Here is a 21,508-nt window from a genome sequence, read left to right as displayed (position 1 = left end):
CCGGACTTCAGAAAGTCTAGCACGGTGTGTTGCAAGGTGGGTTAGATTGAGTGGATTGAGGTGGTGTCTTCTCTGGCTGACAGCCCGACAGTTCGATAAACTCGCTGGGTTTTCAGGAGGGAGCTGTCATGACCGCCATACATACCCGATCGCCCGCGTTGACCATCCGGGCCGGTCGCCGAGCCCTGCAGCGACTGCACGATAAACCTCTGTCGGCGGACGATGTCCATGTGATCCCCGGCGCCGCCGGTGGCCCTAAAGCCCTGGGTATCTCGGGGCTGGACAAAGCCATCTTCGGAGACTGGTTGCCTGCTGTCCCGCAGGAGCGTTCGCTGATCGGCTCGTCCATTGGCAGTTGGCGCTTTGCGGCCATTGCCTCTACTGATGATCCCAAGGCCCAACTGGCGCGGCTGGCCGATCTTTATACCTCACAACGGTTTGCCAAGGGCGTGAGTACTGCCGAAGTGAGCCGGAAAAGCATCCTGTTTCTGGAAGAGTTGCTGGGTGGTCATGAGGACTATTTGCTGAATCACCCGTTCTATCGACTCAATGTGGTTGTGGTGCGCAGCCGGGGCATGCTGGAGCACGATACCCGGGGCAGGCTGAGCCTTGGTTTGATGAATGCGATCAGCGCCAACATGGTGAGCCGGCGTCACCTGGGTCGCTTTATGGAGCGCGGCATCATTCACGATGCCCGCCTGAAAGCGCCGGTGTCGAAGCTGGTGGATTTCCCCAGCCATGAAGTGGCACTGACCCGTGACAATTTACTGCCTGCGCTGTTGGCGTCGGCGTCCATTCCGATGGTGATGTCCGGTGTGCGCAATATTCCCGGTGCGCCGGAGGGGGTCTACCGCGATGGCGGGCTGCTGGATTATCACCTGGATCTGCCCTACGAACAGCCGGGAATTATTCTTTATCCGCATTTCACCGACAAGGTGGTACCGGGCTGGTTCGACAAGACGCTGCCCTGGCGTCGCGGCGATGCGACACGTCTTCAGGATGTGTTGCTGGTGGCGCCTTCGCCGGAGTATCTGGAGTCGTTGCCGGATCGCAAGCTGCCGGACCGGAAGGATTTCGAGAAATACGTTGGCGATGATGAAGGACGTGAGCGGTCCTGGCGTAAGGCGATTGCCGAGAGTGACCGGTTGGGGGATGAGTTTATGGAGTTGGTTTCCTCCGGGCGGTTGGCTGAGGTGGTTCGGCCGCTTTAGGTTTGCCCTCTCTGGGTTGGGCTGCGGCGGGTAGCGCTAGAGATTGGGCGTTTCGGGCTGGCGGGGTCACAGAGTCAAAAAGGAGAAACGGTGGTTTCTTTGAATTTTTTGACTCTGTGACCCCACCAGCCCTTGTTCGGACCTCGCTATTCCACCGCTATTGGTTTGGGCTGTTGGCAGCGGTGTTGCGCATTGCGGCTATACTGCCAGAGGAAGTGACATCAATGACGAGGAGTCTTCCATGGCCTCTGCAAAGCCTGAAATTCCCAGGACAACGCCCTGCTCGGTTCTGGTCGAGGCAGGCAAGAGCTATTTCTGGTGCGCCTGTGGGCGAAGCCAGTCCCAGCCATTTTGCGATGGTTCCCATAAGGGAACCGGCTTCACCCCGGTAAAATATGTCGCGGAGAAAAAGGAGTGGGTCTGGTTTTGTGGCTGCAAGCAGACGGGCACAGCTCCCCTGTGTGACGGTTCCCACAAGGCCCTTTAGGTGGCGCTGATGCGGTAGCCGGTGTGGCCGTGAACCGGGTCCTGCAGGGCCAGGATGCGGAGGGTGGCCGGTATGGTGTTGCCATCGTGGTCGGCGGTCAGCAATGCCAGATCGATTCTCTGCATCTGCTTGTCGCTGCGAGCCGCCGCCAGGGCCTTGCGGAAATTGGGTTGATTGTCGGGGGCGACCAGTTCCTCAAAGGGGGTTCCCGACAGGTCGGCGGGTGCCCGTTCCAGCCAGTCGGCGACGTTGGCCGATATGAAACCAACGCGGCCCTGTTCATCCAGTTCCCCGATCATCGCGCCGGAGAGCGCCACCAGGTCACGGCTGCGTTGCTCGCTGTCGTTCAGTGCCTGGCGCAGGATCGATTTTTCCACCTGAATATTACCCAGCCGCTGATCCAGTTTTTCCGTGGCCAGCTGTTGCTGGTCCACCTGGTTGCGGAGTGTGTGGATTCGCGCGCACAGCAACAGCGTCAGCGCCACGCCAAGGGCGGTTATCAGCGCGCCTGCTCCCCAGGTGACCAGTCGCGCCTTGTCGGCCTGCTGCCGGAACAAGGTATTATCCGGCATGGTGGTGATCAGCCAGTGGTGATTCTCCAGGTTGATTTCCGAGCGCAGCGAGCCCGAGCTGTTCAGCGGCACAAGGGGGCCGGATTGAAACAGTGGCGTCTTGGTGTGGCGCTCCAGGGTGTCCACCCGTATCGCCGACAGGTTGGGATAAGGTGGGGAAAACACCGACGCCAGCCATTGTTCTACCTGGCGCTCGGGGGACTGGGCGACAGCCCGGGCGTGCAGGTGGCTGACAAGGGCGTCGTGCTGGGCGCGATAGGCGTGTTCCGCAAGAATTCGGGTGTGGTTTGCCAGCTGCTCGGCGGTAAAGGCGGTGACGGTCAGGCCCGCAATCAGCACCACCAGTGGCACCCACAGGAAGGGGCGCCACAGTGAACGCAGGAATTGTCCCGGACTCCTGTTGAGACTGGTGCTTTCCATGGCTCCGTCCGTCTGGCGATCGTAAGGATCTGGGGGCGGATGGAGGTACACACCCGCAGACTTACACTTTAGACCAACGGTGCACCTTAGGGAAACCCGGGGTTCAGGCCTGAGCCTGTCGTGCGCCACCATAGATCAGCAGGAATGCGCTGAATGCGGTGACGACCACCGACGGCCCGGCGGGCGTATCCAGGTGCCAGGATAGAGTCAGGCCACCGCCAACCGCCACGAAACCAAACGCGATCGCCAGCAGTGTCATGTGTTCCGGACTTTTCGCCAGGCGCCGGGCGGTGGCGGCGGGGATGATCAGCAACGCGGTGATCAGCAGCACACCGACGATTTTCATGGCCACCGCGATGACCAGTGAGAACATCAGCATCAGCACCAGTCGCAGGCGTTCCACGGGAATGCCTTCCACCCGTGCCAGCTCTTCATGGATCGTGCTCATCAGCAGGCTGCGCCAGAGCGTCACCAACAGCAACAGAATCAGCAGGGCGCCACCATAGATCCACACCAGATCATTGCGGCTCATGGCCAGCAGGTCACCGAACAGCAGGCCGGTCAGGTCGACACGCACATCGGGCATGAAGCTGAGGGTAACCAGGCCAATGGCCAGCGCGCTGTGGGCCAGGATGCCCAGCAGAGTATCCGTCGCCAGTGTATGGCTGCGGCCCAGCAGCACCAGGGCAATCGCGAGCACCACGCAGGTAATGATGACGCCAACGTTGAGGGGGACGCTGATCAGGAAACTCAGGGCAATGCCCAGCAGCGCGGAGTGGGCCAGGGTATCGCCGAAATACGCCATTTTGCGCCACACCACGAAACAGCCAAGCGGTCCGGCCACCAGGGCGACGCCAAGACCACCGAGCAGCGCCCGCCAGAAAAAGTCGTCCAGTACGGCATCAATGATGGGCATGATCGCACTCCTGGTGGCTGTCGTCCGTGATCACCCCGGATACCACATCGCCGTGCAGGTCGTGGCGGTGATTGTGATGATGGTGGTATACCGCCAGGCTTTCGGCCACCGGCTGGCCAAAGGTTTCGATAAATGCGGGATCGTGGGAGATATCCGCCGGGTACCCGCTGCAGCAGATGTGCTGATTGAGGCAGATCACCTTGTCGGTGGCGGCCATCACAAGGTGTAGGTCGTGGGAGATCATGATGACGCCGCAGTCCAGTTGGTCCCGTAGCTGACGGATGAGGTCATAGAGCGCCGCCTGGCCATTGATGTCCACGCCCTGTGCCGGCTCGTCGAGTACCAGCAGGTCTGGCTTGCGAGCCAGGGCGCGGGCCAGTAACAGGCGCTGCTTTTCGCCGCCGGACAGGTGATGGATGGAGGCATCGACCAGGTGGCCTACACCGGTTTTTTCCAGTGCCGCCAGACATTCGCCCCGGGAACGGCCACTGAGCGCCATAAAGCGTTTGACGGTCAGTGGCAGGGTGGATTCCAGGGTCAGATGCTGGGGAACGTAGCCAACGGTCAGGTTCCTGGCGAGATTAACCGACCCCTCGGTGACTCGCTGGATACCAAGCACGGCCTTGATCAGGGTAGTCTTGCCGGCGCCGTTAGGCCCGATAATGGTGATGATGTCCCCGCGATGGACTGTCAGGTCCACACGGTCCACCACCGGGCGGTCGTCAAAGGCAACGGTTACGCGTTCCAGGGTTACCAGCGGTTCAGTCATGGTGGGCATCCGTACGGCAGCCCGGGCAGAGTCCGGCGATCTCGATCATCACGTCTTGTGGCTGGAAGGCCTCGGCAGAGGCTGCCGTGGACACCGCATGGGCCACTTCCGGAGAGGTCAGTTCCAGCACATTGCCGCAACTGCGGCAGATCAGGAACATGCCGTTGTGGTGCTTGCCGGCATGGGTACAGCCAACAAATGAGTTCAGTGACGCAATACGATGGACCAGGCCATGTTGCTGCAGGAAATCCAGCGCCCGGTAGACCGTGGGTGGAGCGGCGTTATGGCCGTCTTCCGCCAGCTCGGCGAGTACATCATAGGCGCCCAGGGGTTTGTGGGATTGCCAGATCAGCTCCAGCACCCGTTCACGGGTGGGCGTCAGGCGGGCATTCTGTTGCTGGCAGATGGCGCGGGCATCCGCCAGCGCCTGGGCTACACAGGCATCGTGATTGTGCGGGCGATAGGGAAGAGCGCTGGTCGGCATGGCCACTGTCCTGGAGAATTTGCAACATTATAACATTTGCAAACGCCAGTACCATGCCCCGGTATCGATGAAATGTCCGCCCGATCAGATTCCAACGCTTTGTAGGTCGGATTAGCAAAGCGTAATCCGACAAATCACTGAAGTTTCGAATCGGCTCAGTGAGCGACTTCAGCGGCCAGTGATTCCAGGTACTCCAGATTCGGAATCCAGGCGGTATCGCCTTCCACCTCAACCTGCATCAGGTCGGCGGGACCGGCTTCACCATCCAGCTTGCGAATCTGCTCTTCACTCAGGCGCGCCTGGCTGGGGATGCCCTGGGTTACCAGTGCCATGAACGGAACCTGCCGATGTTCATTGCCAATGGTATTGAGCACCACAATGCGGCCGCGGTTGTCGCCGGGAATGGTCAGGGTGGCGCCGTTGGCGGCGTCGTAGGAAATGACCGGCAGGTCCAGTCCCCGCCAGTTCAGGTGCCCTACCAGCCACTCCGGCGTGTTGGCGCCGGCATCGGAACTGGCGTAATCCACCACCTCGGCAATGGATACGTTGGGTAACAGGAGTTGTCTGCCGTTCATCGGGATCATGACGCAGGAGAGGGTTTGACTGTTATCGCTCATCACTCATTTCCTCAGGCGGAATCCCTTTTTTGCCGGCCCTTGAGCAGGCAGGATTCTTCAATCGTTTTGACTAGTTCCCGGGCCAGCTGTTCCGGCGTGCCGACGAAGGATGCGCAGCCGGTGGCGGCCACCGAGTCCGGCATGGAGCTGTTCCCGCAACTGTTGCTTTCCTGGACCCAGATCTTGCTGCCATAGGCTTTCAGCAGGGGGGCGGCAATGGCGCCGTCGTTGCCCATGCCGGAAAACAGGATAGCATGGCAGCGGCTGCCGTAATGGTCACCCACGTTCAGCAGCACCTGGTCGATGGAAGGGCCGTAGGGGCCGGGCCAGGGTGATTCCTTCTCGACCAGCGCGCCCTCGGTGTTCAGCGTCCACTCCCGTTCCACCGGCAATAACACAACGTCGCCATTGCGAACCCGGTGACCGGGCTCCGCGCCCTTGAGCTGATAGTGGGCATGGCGGCCGAGCACGCGGGTCAGCACATCGGTGAAATTGCCATCGATATGCTGGGCGTAGATAAAGCCCACGGGCAGGCCGGGTGGCAGGTGGTCAAGGAAGCTTTTGACCGCTGCGGGCCCACCCAGGGATGCGCCGAGTATCCAGACTTGCTCCGCGATGGAGCCGGGGGCTGCCGCCGGAATCCAATGGGGCAGCTGGGGCGCATCCGTTGGTGACTGTTCGGCGAGCTCTTCCAGGCTGGCTTCCGAATCCAGTTCTTCCAGGTGGCCCAGTTGCTGTTCCAGCTTGCCGAGCAGCCGTTGCTCCCAACGGAAATAGTCCGTGGTGCCGGGCCTTGGCGCCGGGTCCAGTCCGAACAGCACGGGCGCGTCAGTGTTTTCCAGCAGATGGTCAAACAGCACCGGGTGATCCGCTTCATCCTCCAGGGTGACCAGCCAGAGGCTGGCATCCGGAAATTCCGGGTAATCCTGCAGGCGATCGGGATCTCCGGAAAAGCACACGTCGAGACCAAACTTCGACGTGGCCGCCTGCAGGCGGTGGCGCTGCAGGACAATGTCCGAAACGATCCCGACGCTTGGCCGGCCTGGCGACAGGCCGGCCATCACTGGTTCCCGGTCAGCCGGATAATGGTGTCAAGCAGCTCGGTTTCCTGGAATGGCTTGCCGAGGTATTCATTGACACCAATAGCCAGTGCCCGTTCGCGGTGCTTCTCACCGGTTCGTGAGGTGATCATGCAGATCGGGGTGTCCCGCAGGTTGTCGTCATGGCGCACAAAGCTGGCCACTTCGAAACCGTCCATCCGGGGCATTTCGATATCCAGCAGGATAATGTCCGGGCGGTGATCCTGTAGCTGTGCCACGGCGTCGAGACCATCCTTGGCGGTGATGACCTCCATGCCGTTGCGTTCCAGCAAGCGTGAGGTCACCTTGCGCACGGTCACCGAGTCGTCCACCACCATCACCACGGTTTCGCGCTGTTCATAGCGGGCGGACTCGCGGGCTTTCTCCATGCTGGCCAGGCGCTGGCGCTCGGACAGGATGTCGGAACGGATCATCGCCGGCAGATCGAGGATCACCACCACGTTACCGTCACCGAGAATGGTAGCGCCGGACACGCCCCGCACCGAGTTGAACTGCGGCCCCAGGGATTTCACCACGATCTCCCGGCTACCCATCAGGTTGTCCACCTGCAGGGCCATGGGTTGCTCCGCGCCGCGAACCAGAATGACCGGCAACGGCAGGGCCTGGCCCTGGAGCTTCGGGTGGTGATCACTGTTGAGCAGGTTGCCCAGGTACTGCAGCCGGTACTGCTGGCCGGCGTACTCATACAGCGGTGCGTCCGGTTTGTAGTATTCCTCAAGCTCGTAGGTGCTGACCCGCACAATACCTTCAATGGTGTTTAGCGGGATGGCGTAGAAATCCTCGCCCGTGGACACCATCAGGGCCCGGTTGACGGACACCGTAAAGGGCAGGCGCACGGTGAAGGTGGTGCCGCGACCCACGGTGGAGTCGATATCGAGGCTGCCGCCCAGCTGTTTGATTTCGCTGGCGACCACGTCCATGCCCACACCGCGGCCAGAGATCTGCGTTACCTGCTGGGCGGTGGAGAAGCCCGGCTGCAGGATGAACTGCAGGACTTCCCGATCGCTCAGGTCCTCGTCCGCCGACAGCATGCCCTGGCGAATGGCCTTGTCGCGGATCACGCTGGAGGGAATGCCGGCACCGTCATCGATCATCCGCAGTACCACATCACCGCCTTCCCGGGTCAGTGACAGGGTTACTTCACCGGTTTCCGGCTTACCCGACTTCTTGCGATCAGCCGGCGTTTCGATGCCGTGGTCCAGGGCGTTACGCAGCATATGTTCCAGCGGCGCAATCATACGTTCGAGGATGTTGCGGTCCATTTCCCCTTCCGGGTTGCGGACGTCGAACTCGACTCTCTTGCCCAGCTCGCCGCTGATCTGGCGCACGATGCGTCGCAGGCGGGGAACCATGGAAGCGAACGGAATCATGCGGGTCTTCATCAGACCTTCCTGCAGTTCCGTGTTGATGCGGGACTGCTGTACCAGCAGGGTCTCGGTATCCCGTACCCGGTCGGACAGGGTCTCACGCAGGTCCGCAAGGTCCGAAGAGGACTCGGTCAATGCCCGTGACAGCTGCTGGATGGAGGAATAGCGGTCCATTTCCAGGGGGTCGAAATCGTCGCCGTAGTCCGGTCCGTGCTCCTTCTCCGCTCGGAACAGGATCTGGGTCTCGGTTTCGATTTCCATCCGCCGCAACTGCTCGCGCAAACGTTCGATGGTGGCCGCCATTTCGTCCAGGGTGTGGCTGAAATCGCTGCTTTGCTGCTCGAGACGGCCACGGGTAATACTGGTTTCGCCCGCCAGGTTAACCAGCTCGTCCAGCAACGGCGCCGATACCCGGATGGATTCCTGGGCCGCGCGCTGCACATCGGTCGCTTTCTTGCGGGGCTTGGCCGCTGACTTTTGCGGCGTTGGTGCTGGCGCTGGTTGAGACGGTTTCTCGGGCGCCGGAGCCGGTTCGGCCACGGGAGCCACCGGCTTTTCTTCCGCATCCGGCTTCTCGGGTGCAGGCGCTGGAACGGCGCCACCTTGCCCGACGCCATCGCGGATCCGGTTGACCAGCGCCACGATGGCGTCGTTATCATCAGTAATGGTTTGCCAGGTCTGGTCGTCCGGGGCGTTACCACCCAGGTCGATCAGTCGGGTTTCAAAGGCGTGGGCCTTGTCACCCAGTTCGCTCAGCTGTGACAGGCGAGCGCCCCCCTTGAGGGTATGCAGCGCGCGCTGGGCTTCCTGATTGAAGTGGTGGTTGGCCGGTTCCTTGCGCCAGTCTTCCAGCAGCTGTTCCAACTGGTCGAGGATCTCGCCGGCTTCCTCCAGGAAAATGTCCAGGACTTCAGGATCAACGTCTTCGTCCGTGGTTGCCGGGGACGTTTCCACGGGCGTTTCGTCCGCGGCTGCCCGGTGTGCGTCCTGCAGGGCCTGCACCAGTTTCTGGTCGGGGTCTGGCTTGCCGCCTTCTTCCAGGCTGTTCAGCATGGTTTTCAGGCTGTCCAGCGCCTGATCGCTCAGTGTCAGCAATGTAGCCTGGTTACTGGCGCCGCTGATCAGCGGATCAAGGGCATCGGACCAGGCCTCTGCGAGATCGGCAATGGGATCGACGTCGGACAGGCGGGCGCCGCCCTTCAGGGTATGAAGTTCCTGCTGAAGCTGGGTCACACCACTGAGTTCGTCTGGTTCATCCCGCCACTGCGCCAGGCACTCGCTGACGGCAGCGTGAATTTCCAGCCCCTCGTCCAGGAAGATGCCTACCAGCTCGTCGTCGGTGGCTTCCGGCAGGGCTTCGGTCACGCTGTCCGGGGCGTCGGATGGCGCCGCATCGGTCACGTCCTGACGGGACGGTACCGGTTTGCCGGAGAGGATCGCCTTGACTTCAGCGACCAGCTCGTCAGCCGGCGGGCAGGGCTTCTGGGTGGCGACCTGTTCGACCATCTGGGCCAGCCGATCATGGCAGGCAAACAGCAGGTCGTTCATGCTATTGCTGGCTGCCAGCTGGCCTTCAGCGACTTTCTCGAACAGGTCTTCCAGTACGTGGGTCAGGTCGCCAATGGCATCAACGCCGGCCATGCGCGCGCCGCCCTTGAGGGTGTGCACATCCCGTTGCAGCTCCGCGGCGATCGCCCGGTCGGAAGGATCCTCGCTCCAGCTGTGCAGGGCACTGCCGGTGGAATTGATCAGGTCATAGGCTTCTTCCAGGAAGATGCCCACCAGTTCCGGATCGAGGTGCGATAGATTGGTGGCTTCCGGTTCCGGCTCGTCCTGCACGGCCTGGAGCGGTTGGTCGTCGTCCTCGGTCGGTGTGCTGACGTCGGTGACCGGGCGGGACCCGCGGGTGTTGTCCATGTAAGTATGGATCTCGCCGATCAGGTCCGGAGCCGGGCGCGGTGACTCCTGTTGTTCCAGCGCATCCACCATGCCGGCAAGGCGATCATGGCTGCGGAACAGCAGATCCGACAGTTCGTCGGTAATGGACAGTCGTTGCTCGCTCAGGCCTTCGAACAGGCTTTCCAGTTCGTGGGCCAGATCCCCCACCGCCGGAATATCCGCCAGCCGTGCACCACCCTTGAGGGTGTGCAGGTCACGTTGCAGCAGTCTCAGCAGATCGAGGTTGCCGGTGTTGTCACTCCAGTTGTGCAGCGTGTCGGCGGAGCTGTTGATCAGGTCGCGGGCCTCCTCAAGGAAGATCTCCGCGAGTTCGTTGTCCATGTCCTCGTCGGTTTCCACCAGCGGAGGCTGCTCGCTGTCTCCGGCGGGACGCTCCTCTTCCTCCATGTCGAAACTGAGGTCAATTTCTTCCAGGTCGCCGGTGAATTCCTGCTCAAACGCATCAGGCCGGGCTTCGCCGGATTCGCTCAGGTCGGCGGTCAATGCTGCCAGTTCGGCAATCAGTTCCTCGCCGGATTCCGTCGCCAGCCCGGCAGCCACCTGATCCATCATGTTGATCAGTTGTTCGTGGGCAGCGCGCACGGTGGTGAAGAAGTCTGCATCCGGTGTGAAATCCGGGGAACCGGCACGCTCATAGGTCTGGCCGAGGGCGCCGGACAGGCCGGCCACATCGGTCAGGCCGGTTTCCTGTGCGCCTTCGGTCAACTGGTGCAGTTCGGCGCCCAGTTTATCGACGGCGGATGTGTTCTGCGGATCCGCAGCCCAATCGTCCAGAATGCGATCGGCGTCCAGCAGAATGTCGAGGCCTTCATTCAGGAACAGCTGAACCAGTTGTGGCGCGGGCTGTTGCCGGGGCGCTTCGTTATCCACGCTGGTGTGGCTGCGCAGGGTTTCCGCGGTGATGCGGTCAAGGCGCTGCAGGTAATCGTCGGCGCCGTCCAGCGGGGCCTGTGGGTCCTGTCGTAACTGGCTGAGCCCCTGGGTTAGGAAGTCGCAGGCCTCGGCGATCAGTCCGACGATTTCCTGATCCGCTCGCTTGTTCTGCGCGCGGGATTCCTTGACGAAGCGTTCCAGTGGCGTGATCACGGCCGCAATCGGGCCAATGCCCGCCGTGTGTGCACTGCCCTTGAGTGTATGAAGGGCGCGGGAAAGATCATCGGTGTAGGCGACGGAGGCCTTGTCACCGGCGCCTTCCAGGAATGCCTTCAGAGTCTGGAGGTGGGTTTCGGCTTCGCTCTCGAAAATGTCGAGCAGCACCGGATCCACGCCCGAGTCATCGTATTCGGTGTCGACCGTTGTGCTATCCGCATCGGCGGTTTCTGCCGGGTCGGATACGGGCATTGCCGCTGCATCCGGAATCTCGCCGTTGGCCAGGGAGTTGGCGCGCGCTTCCAGGGGCGCGGTATCACGACTGGGTGCCTGGCGCTTCTCGAAGTCTTCCACCAGAGCGGGCAGGGTTGCGGTGACATCCTCGAGCAGAACAGCAATGTCATCGTTCATGAAAATGCTGCCGTCAATCACCCGGTTGAGCATGTTTTCCACGGACCAGGCCAGTTCACCCACGACCAGTGCACCCACCATGCGACCGCTGCCCTTGAGGGTATGGAAGGCGCGACGCACTTCCGACAGCGCGGTACGATCATCATGCTGGCGTAGCAGCATGGGCAGGTATTCCCGAATGGTGTCGAGGACCTCACCGGCTTCTTCGATGAAGATTTCGAGGATTTCGTCATCGATCAGGTCGTCATCGTCGGCGGTGTCGTCAGCGGCAACGTGATCCACCGGTGGCTCCGAGGCCAATCGTATCTCCGGCGCTTCTTCCTCGATCGGGGCCGGGGAATCGTCGTCGGTCTTGCGGGTGGTGGACATGGCCTCGGCACGTTCGATCAGCTCAACCACGTCACCGCCGGACTGGCCTTCGCGGAATTCGCGGATAAGTGACGGAATGCGGGCGTTCACGTCGTCGATCAGGGCGAACAGGTCGTCGTTGGGCCTGATGGTCTGGTCGATCACCCGGTTCAGCAGGTTTTCAACGGACCAGGCCAGTTCGCCAATGCTGGTGGCACCGACCAGGCGGCCGCTGCCCTTGAGGGTGTGGAACGCTCGGCGCACTTCCGTCAGTGCTTCACGGTCATCGTGGTTCTGGCGCAGACGCGGATAGAATTCGTGGATGGTCTGCAGGACTTCCTCCGCCTCTTCCACGAAGATACCGAGAATCTCATCATCCAGCAGTTCTTCGTCGGAGCCTTTGGCTTCGGCCGGTGGCATTTCTTCGGGGGCGGTCACCTCGCTGTCGACCACCGGAATATCTTCCTCCGACGGCTGCTGCCAGGTTGGTTCGGAACCCACGGGGAAGCCCAGGGACACCAGGCTTTCCTCGGCGACGTGCAGAATGCTGTCGTTCTCGCCGATGCCTTCCGCCAGACGTTCCAGGTAATACTCAATGCTGGTTACCGCATCCGCGAGGGTATCCAGTTGTTTCCAGTCCGGTACCTGCTTGCCACCCAATAACACATCGGTGACGTAGCGTTCGGCGGAACCCAGCATGTCGGCCACGCGCTCCAGGGGAATCAGCCCCAGTCCACCGCGGATGCTGTGTAACAGGCCGGGAACATGTTCGATTTCACGGACATCCCACTGGGATGCAATGAAATTGACGATGGCGGTCTTCACCTGCTCCAGGGTGTTTCTCGATTCCCTTAACAGCGCACCACTGGCTTCACCGAGTTCACGGCTGCCAAGGTTGATGACCTGTTCACCATCGTCGGATTCGTGGGTTTCCTGGTAACGGTCACTGTCCAGACCCGCCAGGCTCGCTTCGACATAAAGCAGCGCCCCGGCAATGTCCATCAGAGTGCCGTCGTCGACAGCCTTGGGCTGTCTGGACAAGCGTTCTACCAGCTCGATCTGGTCGGTCACCACCTTGCGGGGGATGCCGAGGCCGAGCACTGCGAGGGTATTGGCCACTTGCCTGAGCCCCGGCAACAGGTCTTCCAGCTCATCGTTCTGCCTCAGCTCCGCCCTTACAAACAGGTCGAGCTGATCCTTGAGCTTGGCCAGTTCCTCGTTGAGGGCGCTGACTACCGAGTGGATGGCTTCGCGACCGGGACCGGAGACCCGGGTCCTGGCGGCATCAACGTCGTCTTCCGACGGCAGCGCCTGTTCCAGGTGATAGTCCTTGCGCAGCTCCGCCACCCGGGGCGTGTCCAGATCGCGGGCTCGTGCGACATAGTAGAGCAGATGCTTGAACAGGGCTTCCGGGATCGGCTGCTGAAGGATGTCGACATGCTCGTCGCTCAGTCGGCGGATCTCGCTGTCCAGTTCCCGTAGCAGGGATTTGACCGCGGTGTTCACCGGGTTGATACGGTTTTGCAGGGTTTCCACGAACGCCGAGGCCGCTTTCCAGAGTTCGCCCCTCGGGGTTGTCTGGCACAGCCGGATCAGTCGTTGCAGAACCTTCTGCATGTAATCGAAGTGGGCATCCAGATCCGCTTCGCGGACCACGCCAGCGAGGGCAAACTGGTACATCTGGCGCAGTTTGCGGATATGACCAAGCACCTTCGGATCCTGCAGGCGCTGTGACGCATTGCTGGCAGCCCGCTGCTGTGACCGGCTCAAGTCAGGCTTGAACAGGGAGGTGTCTGACAGCAGGGACTCGCCACGAGCGGCCCGCAGGTCATTCAGCAGTGGCAGCAGCACCATGGGGAAATCGTCCTTGCTGGTCGCAAGGTGCTCCAGGTACTGGGGCAGTTGCAGGATGGCCTGCATCAGCACTTCAACGGCGTCGTCCACGCTCCCGACGGTATCGTTCAGTACCGCCTGGGTGAGCTTTTCCATTTCTTCGGTAAGCAGGGCAGCGCCATACAACTCCACCATCTGCAGGGTGCCATGCACCTGATGGAGGTAGTTCAGGCAGAAGCGCAGACGCGCGGTATCGTCGCGGTTTTCGACATACGCTTCCAGTGCCTGCTGACCCTGGGTCAGCGTGTCCTGTATTTCGCCCCGAACCCAGTCCAGGGCGATGCTGTCATGGTGATTGCCCATAACCACTCCGGTTATTCTTCGTCAGTCTGGCGTTTGATCCACGCCAGCACATGTTCCGAGGGTACCCTCTGTAAGCCAGGGGGCTGCCAGTCGGTCAGCTCTCCCTGGCCCAGGACCAGCAACCCCCCGGGCGCCAGCCTTTCTGCAAGCCGCTTCACGATTTCTCGCCGACGCCAGCGCCGGAAATAAATCAGCAGATTCTGGCAGAAGATAATGTTCATCCCGTGCATGGGAGCCTCGTTCAGGTCCAGCACGTTCAATTGGGTGAAACACACCCGTTCCCGGATACTTTCGGCCATTTCCACGGCATTTCGTTCCGCCGGTCGAAAGTACCTGGCCTTGAGATCGTTGTTCACGCCCGCCAGCTTGCGGGTATTGAACACGCCCTTGCGGGCCCTTTCGATGGCTGGCTTGCTGATGTCCGATCCGGTTACCCCGAACAGCGGTGGCAGCGCCAACTGGGTCATGCATTCATTCAGAATCATCGCCAGGGTGTAGGGCTCTTCCCCGCTGGAGCAGCCGACACTCCAGGCTTCCAGTGGTCGCCGTTTCAGCTGCTCCCTTGGCCGGGTCAGGACAAAGTCCGAGACGAACCGGAAGGCATCAGGGTCCCGGAAGAACCGGGTTTCCTGAACGGTCAGGCGGTCAACCAGGGTTGCCCACTCCACAATGGCATCGGGCCCGGATACGATTTTTTCGTAGTAGGCCTGGTAACTGTCGCAGCCGATTTCCCGCATCCGGATCCCGAGATTGGTCTCAAGAAAGGATCGGCGACCGGAAGCCAAAGTGATTCCGGTCCGCTGTTCCAGCAATGTTTGCCACTGGTTGAACTGCGCCTCATCCATTTCCGGAAGCCGGCGCAGGGACCAGACGCCCTCGGCAGGTGAGCGGTCGTCGCGTGTTTCAGCCATAAACCGTCAGTCGCCTCGGAAATTCGATCAGCCCACCACCGGGACGTCGCTGTCTTCCTCTTCCTGCTGTTCCGCCCCTTCTTCCTCGGGCAGGGTGAAGCCGGCAACGGAGGACCGCAGCTCGGACGCCATTTCTGCCAGGTTACCGATCGACTTCGCAGTCGCGTTGGTACCGGAGGAGGTCTGGGAGGTGATTTCCTGGATAACGTTCATCGTGTTGGAAATGTGCGCTGCCGAAGACGACTGCTGACGTGCAGCGTTGGAGATGTTCTGGATCAGTTCCGCCAGAGACATGGATACGTTCTCGATTTCCTCGAGGGCGATACCCGCGTCCTGGGCCAGACGGGCGCCACGGACCACCTCGGCGGTGGTGTGCTCCATGGAGATAACCGCTTCGTTGGTATCCGACTGGATCGTCTTGACCAGTGCTTCAATCTGCTTGGTTGCCGCAGAGGAGCGTTCCGCCAGGCGCTGAACTTCGTCCGCAACCACCGCGAAGCCCCGGCCCGCGTCACCGGCCATGGAGGCCTGGATAGCGGCGTTCAGGGACAGGATGTTGGTCTGGTCGGCGATGTCGTTGATCAACGATACGATGTCACCGATTTCCTGGGAAGATTCACCCAGACGCTTGATCCGCTTCGACGTTTCCTGGATCTGCTCACGGATGTTGTCCATGCCGCGGATGGTGTTCTGTACCACTTCCGCGCCTTTCTTCGCGATCGCAACCGACCGCTCCGCAACCGCGGAGGATTCAGCGGCGTTCGAGGATACCTGGTCGATGGACACCGCCATCTCATTCACCGCCGCAGAGGCGCCGGCAATTTCCTGGGCCTGGTGCTCGGAAGCATCGGCCAGGTGCATGGCCGTGGCCTGGGTTTCCTGGGATGCCGAGGCAACCCGTACCGCCGTGCCACGAATCGCCTGTACCAGCCCGCGCATCTGGTCGATCGCGTAGTTGATGGAGTCCGCAATGGCGCCGGTAAAGTCCTCGGTAACCGTGGCCTCCGTGGTCAGGTCACCATCTGCCAGGTCGGCCAGTTCGTCCAGCAGCCGCAGGATCGCGTTCTGGTTCTGCTCGTTCTGTTCCTGGGTGGTCGCCAGACGCTCCTGGGCTTCGCGGTATAGCACCACGCCGATCAGGACAACAATACCGACCATGCCGGCAAGGATGATAAAGGCCAGGGTCGGGCCGATCAGGCGGGAGCCGGCCTGCCCGGTAAACTTGTTGGCCAGGACGGAAATGTCGTCCAGCAGGATCTGGGAGTTCTGGAAGATGTCAGAGGCCGCGGTACGCACCTTGAAGAGGTCGGGAGAAGCCTCAAGGATGGCGTCAACGTTCTGGGAAACGAACTCGAACAGCTCGCCAACCGCTTCCAGGCCGTAGATGGCGTCTTCGTCATCCACGCGGGAGATGCCCATGGCCGGGTTGCCGTTCATCTGCCCGTCAAGTACGCGACCAAAGAGGCTGGCGTCACGGCCGAACCGGTCAGCGGCGATAACCGCGTCTTCGTCACCGGACAGTACGTTGTTCACAGAGCGAACGATACGCTCGGCCAGCAGGGACTGGCGCTGGGCCAGTGCCACCTGTTCGGCCGGGGCGTTGTTGTCCAGCAGGATCTGTACAATGTCATCGTACTCAACCTGCAGCTGGGGGATGGTTTCGTTCAGGGTTTGTGCCACTTCATGCAGGCCTAGGACCGCGTCCCGTGTGGACAGGATACTGTCGGCATTTTCACGAACCGCGTCCCAGTTGGCCTGAACGCTGCTTTCCCGAGCAAACTCGCTGGGAGGCAGGCCGGTTTCCGGGTTACCGTCAACCACGTAGGACCACAGTTGCTGGAACTCATCACGGGACCGGCGCAGCTGGTCGAAGGCCTCGGCGGTACCGCCTGCGGCTTCCGTCGCGTTCTTCGCGATTTCCTGTGACAGTACCCGCAGCTCGGAGGCGTGGGCGATGTATTCCTGATCGTTCTGGCTGTCCTTGTTAATTATGAATAGGACCACAACAAGCAGGACGGTGAGTGCAATCAGTGCGGCAATCAGGCCGGCAACGAGCTTGTTGCCTCCCTGGCCCATACTGAATCTTCCGGCTCTGTTTTTCATTTTCTGGCTCCCGGCCTTTTCATCATATTGGCAAGTTTTCTTATGCGGGCTTGGGTAGCAGGGATGATGCTCCTGCCGTGGTCATCACCCTTACCACTGCGCAACGTCCAGAAACCGCTCGTCTTCCACCAGGTCGGCGGCGGAGAACACTTTCCAGACCTCTTCGTTCCGTTCATAACCACCGTTAACAAACGGCTGAACGTTCGCTGGGACATCGCCGGGCGAGGCCACGAAGTTGTCCCGAGCGAAGTACTGCATCCCGGATACGCTGTCGACCACCAGGCCGCTGAACACATCACCCTGTTCCACCACCAATACCCGGCGCTCACGCTGACTGCGGGACGAGCGTGGGACATCAAAGAAGCCGGCAAGATCGACAAGGGGAAGGAGGCGGCCACGAACGTTGGCGGCCCCCATCATGAACGGCTGAACCCCCGGAATGTGAGTAAACCGGGGGACATGAAGGATTTCGGTGACTTCGCCCATGGGCGCCACATAGCGTTCGCCCGCCAGAACAAAGCCGATGCCATTCCAGAGTTCAACGGCTTCCTGCTGTTCCGGCAGGCCGGCCGCCATGGACCGGCTGCGCTGGGCGATATCCGTCAGAACGGCATAAGGGGCGGCCTGGGCGGACATGCGTACTCCAAGGTTGGGGATCAGGCAATCAGGCTGTTGATTGTTTTGATCAGGTCATCTTCTTTGACAGGTTTGACCAGGTAGCCCTTGGCGCCCTGACGGGTACCCCAGACACGGTCGGTTTCCTGGTCCTTGGTGGTCACAATCACCACGGGGATGGAAGCGGTTTCCGGAGCGCGGGTCAGTTGTCGGGTGGCCTGAAAACCATTCAGGCCTGGCATGACCACGTCCATCAGAACCAGATCCGGAGTCTCGGCGCGGGCCTTGGCCACACCGTCAGCACCGTTATCAGCAGTCAGTACTTCGTGCTGGTGCTTTTCCAGGATGCTTGAGATTTTTTTAACCTCGGTGGGGGAGTCGTCAACAATCAGAATGCGGGCCATGATTTCCTCAATAGTTCTTTGCTTCGGCTGATTTACTGTTCCGCCTGGGGTACATATTGGCGGATGGTGTTGAGCAGCTCGTCCTTGCTGAACGGCTTGGTCAGGTACTGATCAGAACCGACGATACGGCCCTTGGCCTTGTCAAACAGACCGTCCTTACTGGAGAGCATGATGACCGGCGTCTTTTTGAAAGAGGAATTGTTCTTGATCAGTGCGCAGGTCTGATAGCCGTCCAGGCGGGGCATCATGATATCGACAAAAATGATGTCCGGCTGGGAATCGGCGATTTTCGCCAGAGCGTCAAAGCCGTCAGTTGCGGTGATGACCTCACAGCCGACCTTTTTCAGAAGGGTTTCCGCGGTGCGACGGATGGTTTTACTGTCGTCGATCACCATAATCTTCAGATTCTCGAAGTTGTCATCCATTGTCCAACTGCCTTGCGCTCTGCGACTGTCGTTATTTTAAACGGGGTTTTTAACACAAACCTTGGGATTCTTCTATAAATCCCGCTCATTTATAGAGGATCGATGGCCGGATAAAAAGCACAACTTTGTGACTAAATGTACTTCTGCCTGCAATGTCACGTTACAGACCCCGGATTTCTGCGGATGCATTCAAAGCTCGGGTACAATACCATCAGTGTTCACAGCATAGCACTTAATCTATCCTTCGCTCTGCTGACCGGTTCGTGTTTTTAACCCTGGAGCTCAAGAGGCATTATGACAGTCCGACTCGGGATCGTGATGGACCCCATCGAGAAGATCCACTTCAAGAAAGACAGTTCACTGGCGATGTTACTGGCGGCCCAGAAACGCGGTTGGCAGATTGAGTACATGGAGCTCCCGGACATGTATCTGAAGGGCGGGCAGGCCAGGGCGCACACCCGTGACCTGACGGTACACTTGGACCCCGAGAACTGGTACGCCTTTGGCGCCTCCCAGGACCGGGCGCTGGGCGACCTGGACGTTATCCTGATGCGCCAGGACCCGCCGGTGGACCGGGAATTCCTGATGGCGACCTACATTCTGGAAGCCGCCGAACAGCAGGGCGCGCTGGTTGTGAACCCCGCCGCGACCCTCCGTGACTGCAACGAGAAACTGTTCGCCACCCAGTTCGAGGACCTGACCCCGCCGCTGATTGTCACCCGGTCCTCCACCCGCTTCCGTGAATTCTACGCGGAGCATGGCGATATCATCATGAAGCCGGTGGACGGTATGGGTGGCCGTTCCATCTTCCGCGTCAAGGAAAACGACGCCAACCTGGGGGTCATCATCGAAACCCTCACCAACTACGGTGCCCACCAGGCCATGGCCCAGAAGTTCATTCCCGAAATCAGCAATGGCGACAAGCGCATCCTGCTGATTGACGGCGAACCTGTGCCCTACGCGCTGGCGCGTATCCCGTCCCAGGGCGAGAATCGCGGAAACCTGGCGGCAGGCGGCCGTGGCGAAGGTCGTGAACTGACCGACCGTGACCGGGAAATCTGTGAACGGGTGGCGCCGGTCATCAAGGAGAAGGGGCTGATTTTTGTGGGTCTGGATGTGATCGGTGATTACCTCACTGAAATCAATGTCACCAGCCCGACCTGTATCCGTGAACTGGATGCGGCCTTCGGTATCGATATTTCCGGGCAGCTTATGGACGCCATCGAGAAGCGGTTGAAGTAACAATGGCAGCGCAGGTAAATGATTTCGATCGGTTTTCCTTTACCCTGTTCATGGCGCTGGCCGTGCACGCGGTGATTGTGCTGGGGATTACTTTCGCGCCGGAGTCGCCGCGCTCCTCCGCGCAAACCATGGAAATCACTCTGTCGCAATTTGACGATGAAACCGATCCGGATGAGGCCGACTTCCTGGCCCAGACCAGTCAGCAGGGCAGCGGGACCGAAGAGGAAGCGCGGGAAATGACCTCGCCGCAGCCGACGGACATCAGCCAGCCGGACATTGCCGAGGTGCAGCCGGAGCCGCCGTCCCGGACCGAGCCGGTACAGCAGCAGGATCGCGAGACTGTAAAAACCGATTCGGCGTCCAGTCGCCAGGTCCGGGAGCCGGAAGAGGCGGTGGAACCGACGGAAGAGCCGTTGCCGGTGCGCGAGAAAAAGAGTCTGATGGAGCGCAGTCTGGAAATTGCCAGCCTCGAAGCCCGGTTTGATGCCCAGCGCCAGGCTTACGCCAAAAAGCCCCGCATCATGAGGGTGACGGCGGCGTCCACCCTGCGTTCAAGCAATGCCTGGTATGTTCAGAACTGGATTACCAAGGTGACACGGGTCGGCAATATCAACTATCCAACGGAAGCGCGGCGAGCCGGTATCTATGGCACACTGAGAATGCTGGTTTCTCTGAAAAAGGATGGCACAATCAAAGAAGTCGCCATCCTGCAATCCTCCGGCAGCACCGTGCTGGATGATGCCGCCATCCGTATCGTGCGAATGGCCGCACCATTCGCACCGTTCCCGGACAGCATGAAAGAGGAGGTCGACGAGCTTGAAATCATTCGAACCTGGTCTTTCCAGCAGCGGGGGCTGACATCGGGATGACGGCATCAAAACATTCTCCCAACAGTTTGCGGCACCACTTCCTGGTGGCCTCTCCCTATCTTGAGGATCCGCGTTTTCACGGGGCGGTGATCTACCTGTGCGAACATTCCGACGACGGTGCCCTGGGGCTGATGATCAACCATCCCCTGGACATTCACCTGGGGGAAATCCTCGAACAACTGGATATGGAGGGCGGCGAACTGGACCTGCCGGTCTTCAGTGGCGGTCCGGTGCAGCCCGAGCGCGGCTTTGTCCTGCATTCGCCCGGCACCACCTGGCACAACACCGCCCAGGTGACCGATGACGTCATGCTCACTACCTCCCGGGACATTCTGGAAGGTATTGGTTGTGATGAGGGCCCGGATGAATTCCTGGTGGCCCTGGGGTATTCCGGTTGGGGAGAGGGGCAGTTGGACAGCGAGCTGGGCAGTAATTCCTGGCTGACCTGCCCGGCCAATACCGACATCCTGTTCCGTACCCCCTGGGACAAGCGGTACGAGGCTGTGTTGAAGCTGATCGGCATTGACCTGAACCAGTTGAGCGAGTCCATCGGCCATGCCTGAGGCAGGTAACCGCCGGGTTATGGCGTTTGATTTTGGCACCCGCCGTATCGGTGTGGCCACCGGCCAGCAGCTACTGGGCACCGGCCAGCCCCTGACCCTGTTGCCGGCCCGGGACGGCATTCCTGACTGGGATGCCATCGGCCAGTTGCTGGATGAGTGGAAGCCGGATCTGGTGGTGGTCGGTCTGCCCCTTAATATGGACGACAGCGAAAACGACATGTGCGCCCGCGCCCGCAAGTTTGGCAAACGCTTGCACGGCCGCTTTCACGTGCCGGTGGAAATGGTCGACGAGCGCTTGACCAGTTTTGAAGCCAAGGGTGAGGTGATGGCCGGTGGCGGCAGTCGCGATTTCGGTCGCCACGGCGTGGATGACCGCGCCGCCGTGCTGATCCTGGAAACCTGGTTTCACCAGCAGTAAATCCCGCCGGAT

Annotated in this window: 18 protein-coding genes; 6 read left to right on the top strand and 12 right to left on the bottom strand. The window is 60.6% G+C overall.

Features of this window, described 5'->3' with window-relative positions; translation table 11 throughout:
• The first annotated feature begins 128 nt into the window (after nucleotides 1-128).
• Both ACQUWM_RS09795 and ACQUWM_RS09790 read left to right on the top strand, forming a co-directional pair.
• Nucleotides 129-1,211 carry a patatin-like phospholipase family protein gene (locus tag ACQUWM_RS09795; RefSeq protein WP_406998788.1) on the top strand — a complete coding sequence of 361 codons (1,083 nt, stop codon included), beginning with the start codon at nucleotides 129-131 and terminating at the stop codon, nucleotides 1,209-1,211.
• A 241-nt stretch (nucleotides 1,212-1,452) separates the two neighbouring features.
• Nucleotides 1,453-1,698 (top strand): CDGSH iron-sulfur domain-containing protein, encoded by a 246-nt coding sequence (locus ACQUWM_RS09790; RefSeq protein WP_428922006.1) that lies wholly within the window; start codon nucleotides 1,453-1,455, stop codon nucleotides 1,696-1,698.
• Here the strand turns inward: ACQUWM_RS09790 and ACQUWM_RS09785 are convergent.
• The 12 genes from ACQUWM_RS09785 to pilG form a co-directional block, all read right to left on the bottom strand.
• Nucleotides 1,695-2,690: a PAS domain-containing protein gene (locus ACQUWM_RS09785; protein ID WP_428922005.1), complete on the bottom strand. Its 996-nt coding sequence runs from the start codon at nucleotides 2,688-2,690 to the stop codon at nucleotides 1,695-1,697. The genes ACQUWM_RS09790 and ACQUWM_RS09785 overlap by 4 nt on opposite strands.
• A gap of 103 nt (nucleotides 2,691-2,793) precedes the next feature.
• The gene (gene znuB / locus ACQUWM_RS09780; RefSeq protein WP_428922004.1) at nucleotides 2,794-3,606 is read right to left on the bottom strand and encodes a zinc ABC transporter permease subunit ZnuB; all 813 of its coding nucleotides are present in this window, start codon (nucleotides 3,604-3,606) and stop codon (nucleotides 2,794-2,796) included.
• Complete coding sequence (gene znuC / locus ACQUWM_RS09775; RefSeq protein ID WP_428922003.1) at nucleotides 3,593-4,375, bottom strand: zinc ABC transporter ATP-binding protein ZnuC; 783 nt, start codon at nucleotides 4,373-4,375, stop codon at nucleotides 3,593-3,595. Before znuC ends, znuB begins: the two co-directional genes overlap by 14 nt.
• Nucleotides 4,368-4,859 (bottom strand): Fur family transcriptional regulator, encoded by a 492-nt coding sequence (locus tag ACQUWM_RS09770; RefSeq protein ID WP_406998798.1) that lies wholly within the window; start codon nucleotides 4,857-4,859, stop codon nucleotides 4,368-4,370. Before ACQUWM_RS09770 ends, znuC begins: the two co-directional genes overlap by 8 nt.
• Nucleotides 4,860-5,014: 155 nt before the next feature.
• Nucleotides 5,015-5,476: a chemotaxis protein CheW gene (locus tag ACQUWM_RS09765; RefSeq protein ID WP_406989508.1), complete on the bottom strand. Its 462-nt coding sequence runs from the start codon at nucleotides 5,474-5,476 to the stop codon at nucleotides 5,015-5,017.
• 11 nt (nucleotides 5,477-5,487) lie between these two features.
• Entirely contained in the window at nucleotides 5,488-6,537 is a 1,050-nt protein-coding gene (locus ACQUWM_RS09760) for a chemotaxis protein CheB (protein ID WP_406998802.1), read from the bottom strand.
• Nucleotides 6,537-13,946, bottom strand: coding sequence for an Hpt domain-containing protein (locus tag ACQUWM_RS09755; RefSeq protein WP_428922002.1), 7,410 nt, complete (start codon nucleotides 13,944-13,946; stop codon nucleotides 6,537-6,539). Before ACQUWM_RS09755 ends, ACQUWM_RS09760 begins: the two co-directional genes overlap by 1 nt.
• 11 nt (nucleotides 13,947-13,957) lie before the next feature.
• The gene (locus ACQUWM_RS09750) at nucleotides 13,958-14,857 is read right to left on the bottom strand and encodes a CheR family methyltransferase (RefSeq protein WP_428922001.1); all 900 of its coding nucleotides are present in this window, start codon (nucleotides 14,855-14,857) and stop codon (nucleotides 13,958-13,960) included.
• A 27-nt stretch (nucleotides 14,858-14,884) separates the two neighbouring features.
• Complete coding sequence (locus ACQUWM_RS09745) at nucleotides 14,885-16,960, bottom strand: methyl-accepting chemotaxis protein (protein WP_428922000.1); 2,076 nt, start codon at nucleotides 16,958-16,960, stop codon at nucleotides 14,885-14,887.
• Between the two features lie 90 nt (nucleotides 16,961-17,050).
• Complete coding sequence (locus ACQUWM_RS09740) at nucleotides 17,051-17,596, bottom strand: chemotaxis protein CheW (RefSeq protein ID WP_428921999.1); 546 nt, start codon at nucleotides 17,594-17,596, stop codon at nucleotides 17,051-17,053.
• A 20-nt stretch (nucleotides 17,597-17,616) separates the two neighbouring features.
• Nucleotides 17,617-17,979 carry a twitching motility response regulator PilH gene (gene pilH, locus ACQUWM_RS09735; RefSeq protein WP_406989502.1) on the bottom strand — a complete coding sequence of 121 codons (363 nt, stop codon included), beginning with the start codon at nucleotides 17,977-17,979 and terminating at the stop codon, nucleotides 17,617-17,619.
• Between the two features lie 32 nt (nucleotides 17,980-18,011).
• Entirely contained in the window at nucleotides 18,012-18,404 is a 393-nt protein-coding gene (pilG, locus tag ACQUWM_RS09730) for a twitching motility response regulator PilG (RefSeq protein ID WP_008175635.1), read from the bottom strand.
• A 294-nt stretch (nucleotides 18,405-18,698) separates the two neighbouring features.
• On the opposite strand from pilG, the gene gshB reads away from it, so the two are divergent.
• From gshB to ruvX, 4 genes are read left to right on the top strand one after another with little or no spacing between them, the layout of a single operon-like run.
• Nucleotides 18,699-19,646, top strand: a complete 948-nt coding sequence (gene gshB / locus ACQUWM_RS09725; RefSeq protein WP_428921998.1) for a glutathione synthase — start codon at nucleotides 18,699-18,701, stop codon at nucleotides 19,644-19,646.
• Between the two features lie 2 nt (nucleotides 19,647-19,648).
• On the top strand, nucleotides 19,649-20,515 hold the full coding sequence (locus tag ACQUWM_RS09720) for an energy transducer TonB (RefSeq protein WP_428921997.1): 867 nt from the start codon (nucleotides 19,649-19,651) through the stop codon (nucleotides 20,513-20,515).
• Entirely contained in the window at nucleotides 20,512-21,078 is a 567-nt protein-coding gene (locus ACQUWM_RS09715) for a YqgE/AlgH family protein (protein ID WP_428921996.1), read from the top strand. The genes ACQUWM_RS09720 and ACQUWM_RS09715 overlap by 4 nt, the downstream gene beginning before the upstream one ends.
• On the top strand, nucleotides 21,071-21,496 hold the full coding sequence (gene ruvX / locus ACQUWM_RS09710) for a Holliday junction resolvase RuvX (protein ID WP_428921995.1): 426 nt from the start codon (nucleotides 21,071-21,073) through the stop codon (nucleotides 21,494-21,496). Before ACQUWM_RS09715 ends, ruvX begins: the two co-directional genes overlap by 8 nt.
• The last annotated feature ends 12 nt before the right edge of the window (nucleotides 21,497-21,508 follow it).

This window comes from Marinobacter sp. DUT-3, from assembly GCF_050379435.1.
Taxonomy (GTDB): Bacteria; Pseudomonadota; Gammaproteobacteria; order Pseudomonadales; family Oleiphilaceae; genus Marinobacter.
The sequence above is the reverse complement of the archived record's forward strand: the minus strand, read 5'-3'. Positions and strand labels throughout refer to the sequence as shown.

What these genes read in the sequence shown, in the direction of transcription:
- ACQUWM_RS09740 (WP_428921999.1), bottom strand. Translation starts at nt 17,596, where the DNA reads ATGTCCGCCCAGGCCGCCCCTTATGCCGTTCTGACGGATATCGCCCAG.
- ACQUWM_RS09770 (WP_406998798.1), bottom strand. Translation starts at nt 4,859, where the DNA reads ATGCCGACCAGCGCTCTTCCCTATCGCCCGCACAATCACGATGCCTGT.
- ACQUWM_RS09745 (WP_428922000.1), bottom strand. Translation starts at nt 16,960, where the DNA reads ATGAAAAACAGAGCCGGAAGATTCAGTATGGGCCAGGGAGGCAACAAG.
- ACQUWM_RS09750 (WP_428922001.1), bottom strand. Translation starts at nt 14,857, where the DNA reads ATGGCTGAAACACGCGACGACCGCTCACCTGCCGAGGGCGTCTGGTCC.
- ACQUWM_RS09760 (WP_406998802.1), bottom strand. Translation starts at nt 6,537, where the DNA reads ATGGCCGGCCTGTCGCCAGGCCGGCCAAGCGTCGGGATCGTTTCGGAC.
- ruvX (WP_428921995.1), top strand. Translation starts at nt 21,071, where the DNA reads ATGCCTGAGGCAGGTAACCGCCGGGTTATGGCGTTTGATTTTGGCACC.
- znuC (WP_428922003.1), bottom strand. Translation starts at nt 4,375, where the DNA reads ATGACTGAACCGCTGGTAACCCTGGAACGCGTAACCGTTGCCTTTGAC.
- ACQUWM_RS09720 (WP_428921997.1), top strand. Translation starts at nt 19,649, where the DNA reads ATGGCAGCGCAGGTAAATGATTTCGATCGGTTTTCCTTTACCCTGTTC.
- pilG (WP_008175635.1), bottom strand. Translation starts at nt 18,404, where the DNA reads ATGGATGACAACTTCGAGAATCTGAAGATTATGGTGATCGACGACAGT.
- ACQUWM_RS09795 (WP_406998788.1), top strand. Translation starts at nt 129, where the DNA reads ATGACCGCCATACATACCCGATCGCCCGCGTTGACCATCCGGGCCGGT.
- znuB (WP_428922004.1), bottom strand. Translation starts at nt 3,606, where the DNA reads ATGCCCATCATTGATGCCGTACTGGACGACTTTTTCTGGCGGGCGCTG.
- ACQUWM_RS09785 (WP_428922005.1), bottom strand. Translation starts at nt 2,690, where the DNA reads ATGGAAAGCACCAGTCTCAACAGGAGTCCGGGACAATTCCTGCGTTCA.
- gshB (WP_428921998.1), top strand. Translation starts at nt 18,699, where the DNA reads ATGACAGTCCGACTCGGGATCGTGATGGACCCCATCGAGAAGATCCAC.
- ACQUWM_RS09755 (WP_428922002.1), bottom strand. Translation starts at nt 13,946, where the DNA reads ATGGGCAATCACCATGACAGCATCGCCCTGGACTGGGTTCGGGGCGAA.
- ACQUWM_RS09715 (WP_428921996.1), top strand. Translation starts at nt 20,512, where the DNA reads ATGACGGCATCAAAACATTCTCCCAACAGTTTGCGGCACCACTTCCTG.
- ACQUWM_RS09765 (WP_406989508.1), bottom strand. Translation starts at nt 5,476, where the DNA reads ATGAGCGATAACAGTCAAACCCTCTCCTGCGTCATGATCCCGATGAAC.
- ACQUWM_RS09790 (WP_428922006.1), top strand. Translation starts at nt 1,453, where the DNA reads ATGGCCTCTGCAAAGCCTGAAATTCCCAGGACAACGCCCTGCTCGGTT.
- pilH (WP_406989502.1), bottom strand. Translation starts at nt 17,979, where the DNA reads ATGGCCCGCATTCTGATTGTTGACGACTCCCCCACCGAGGTTAAAAAA.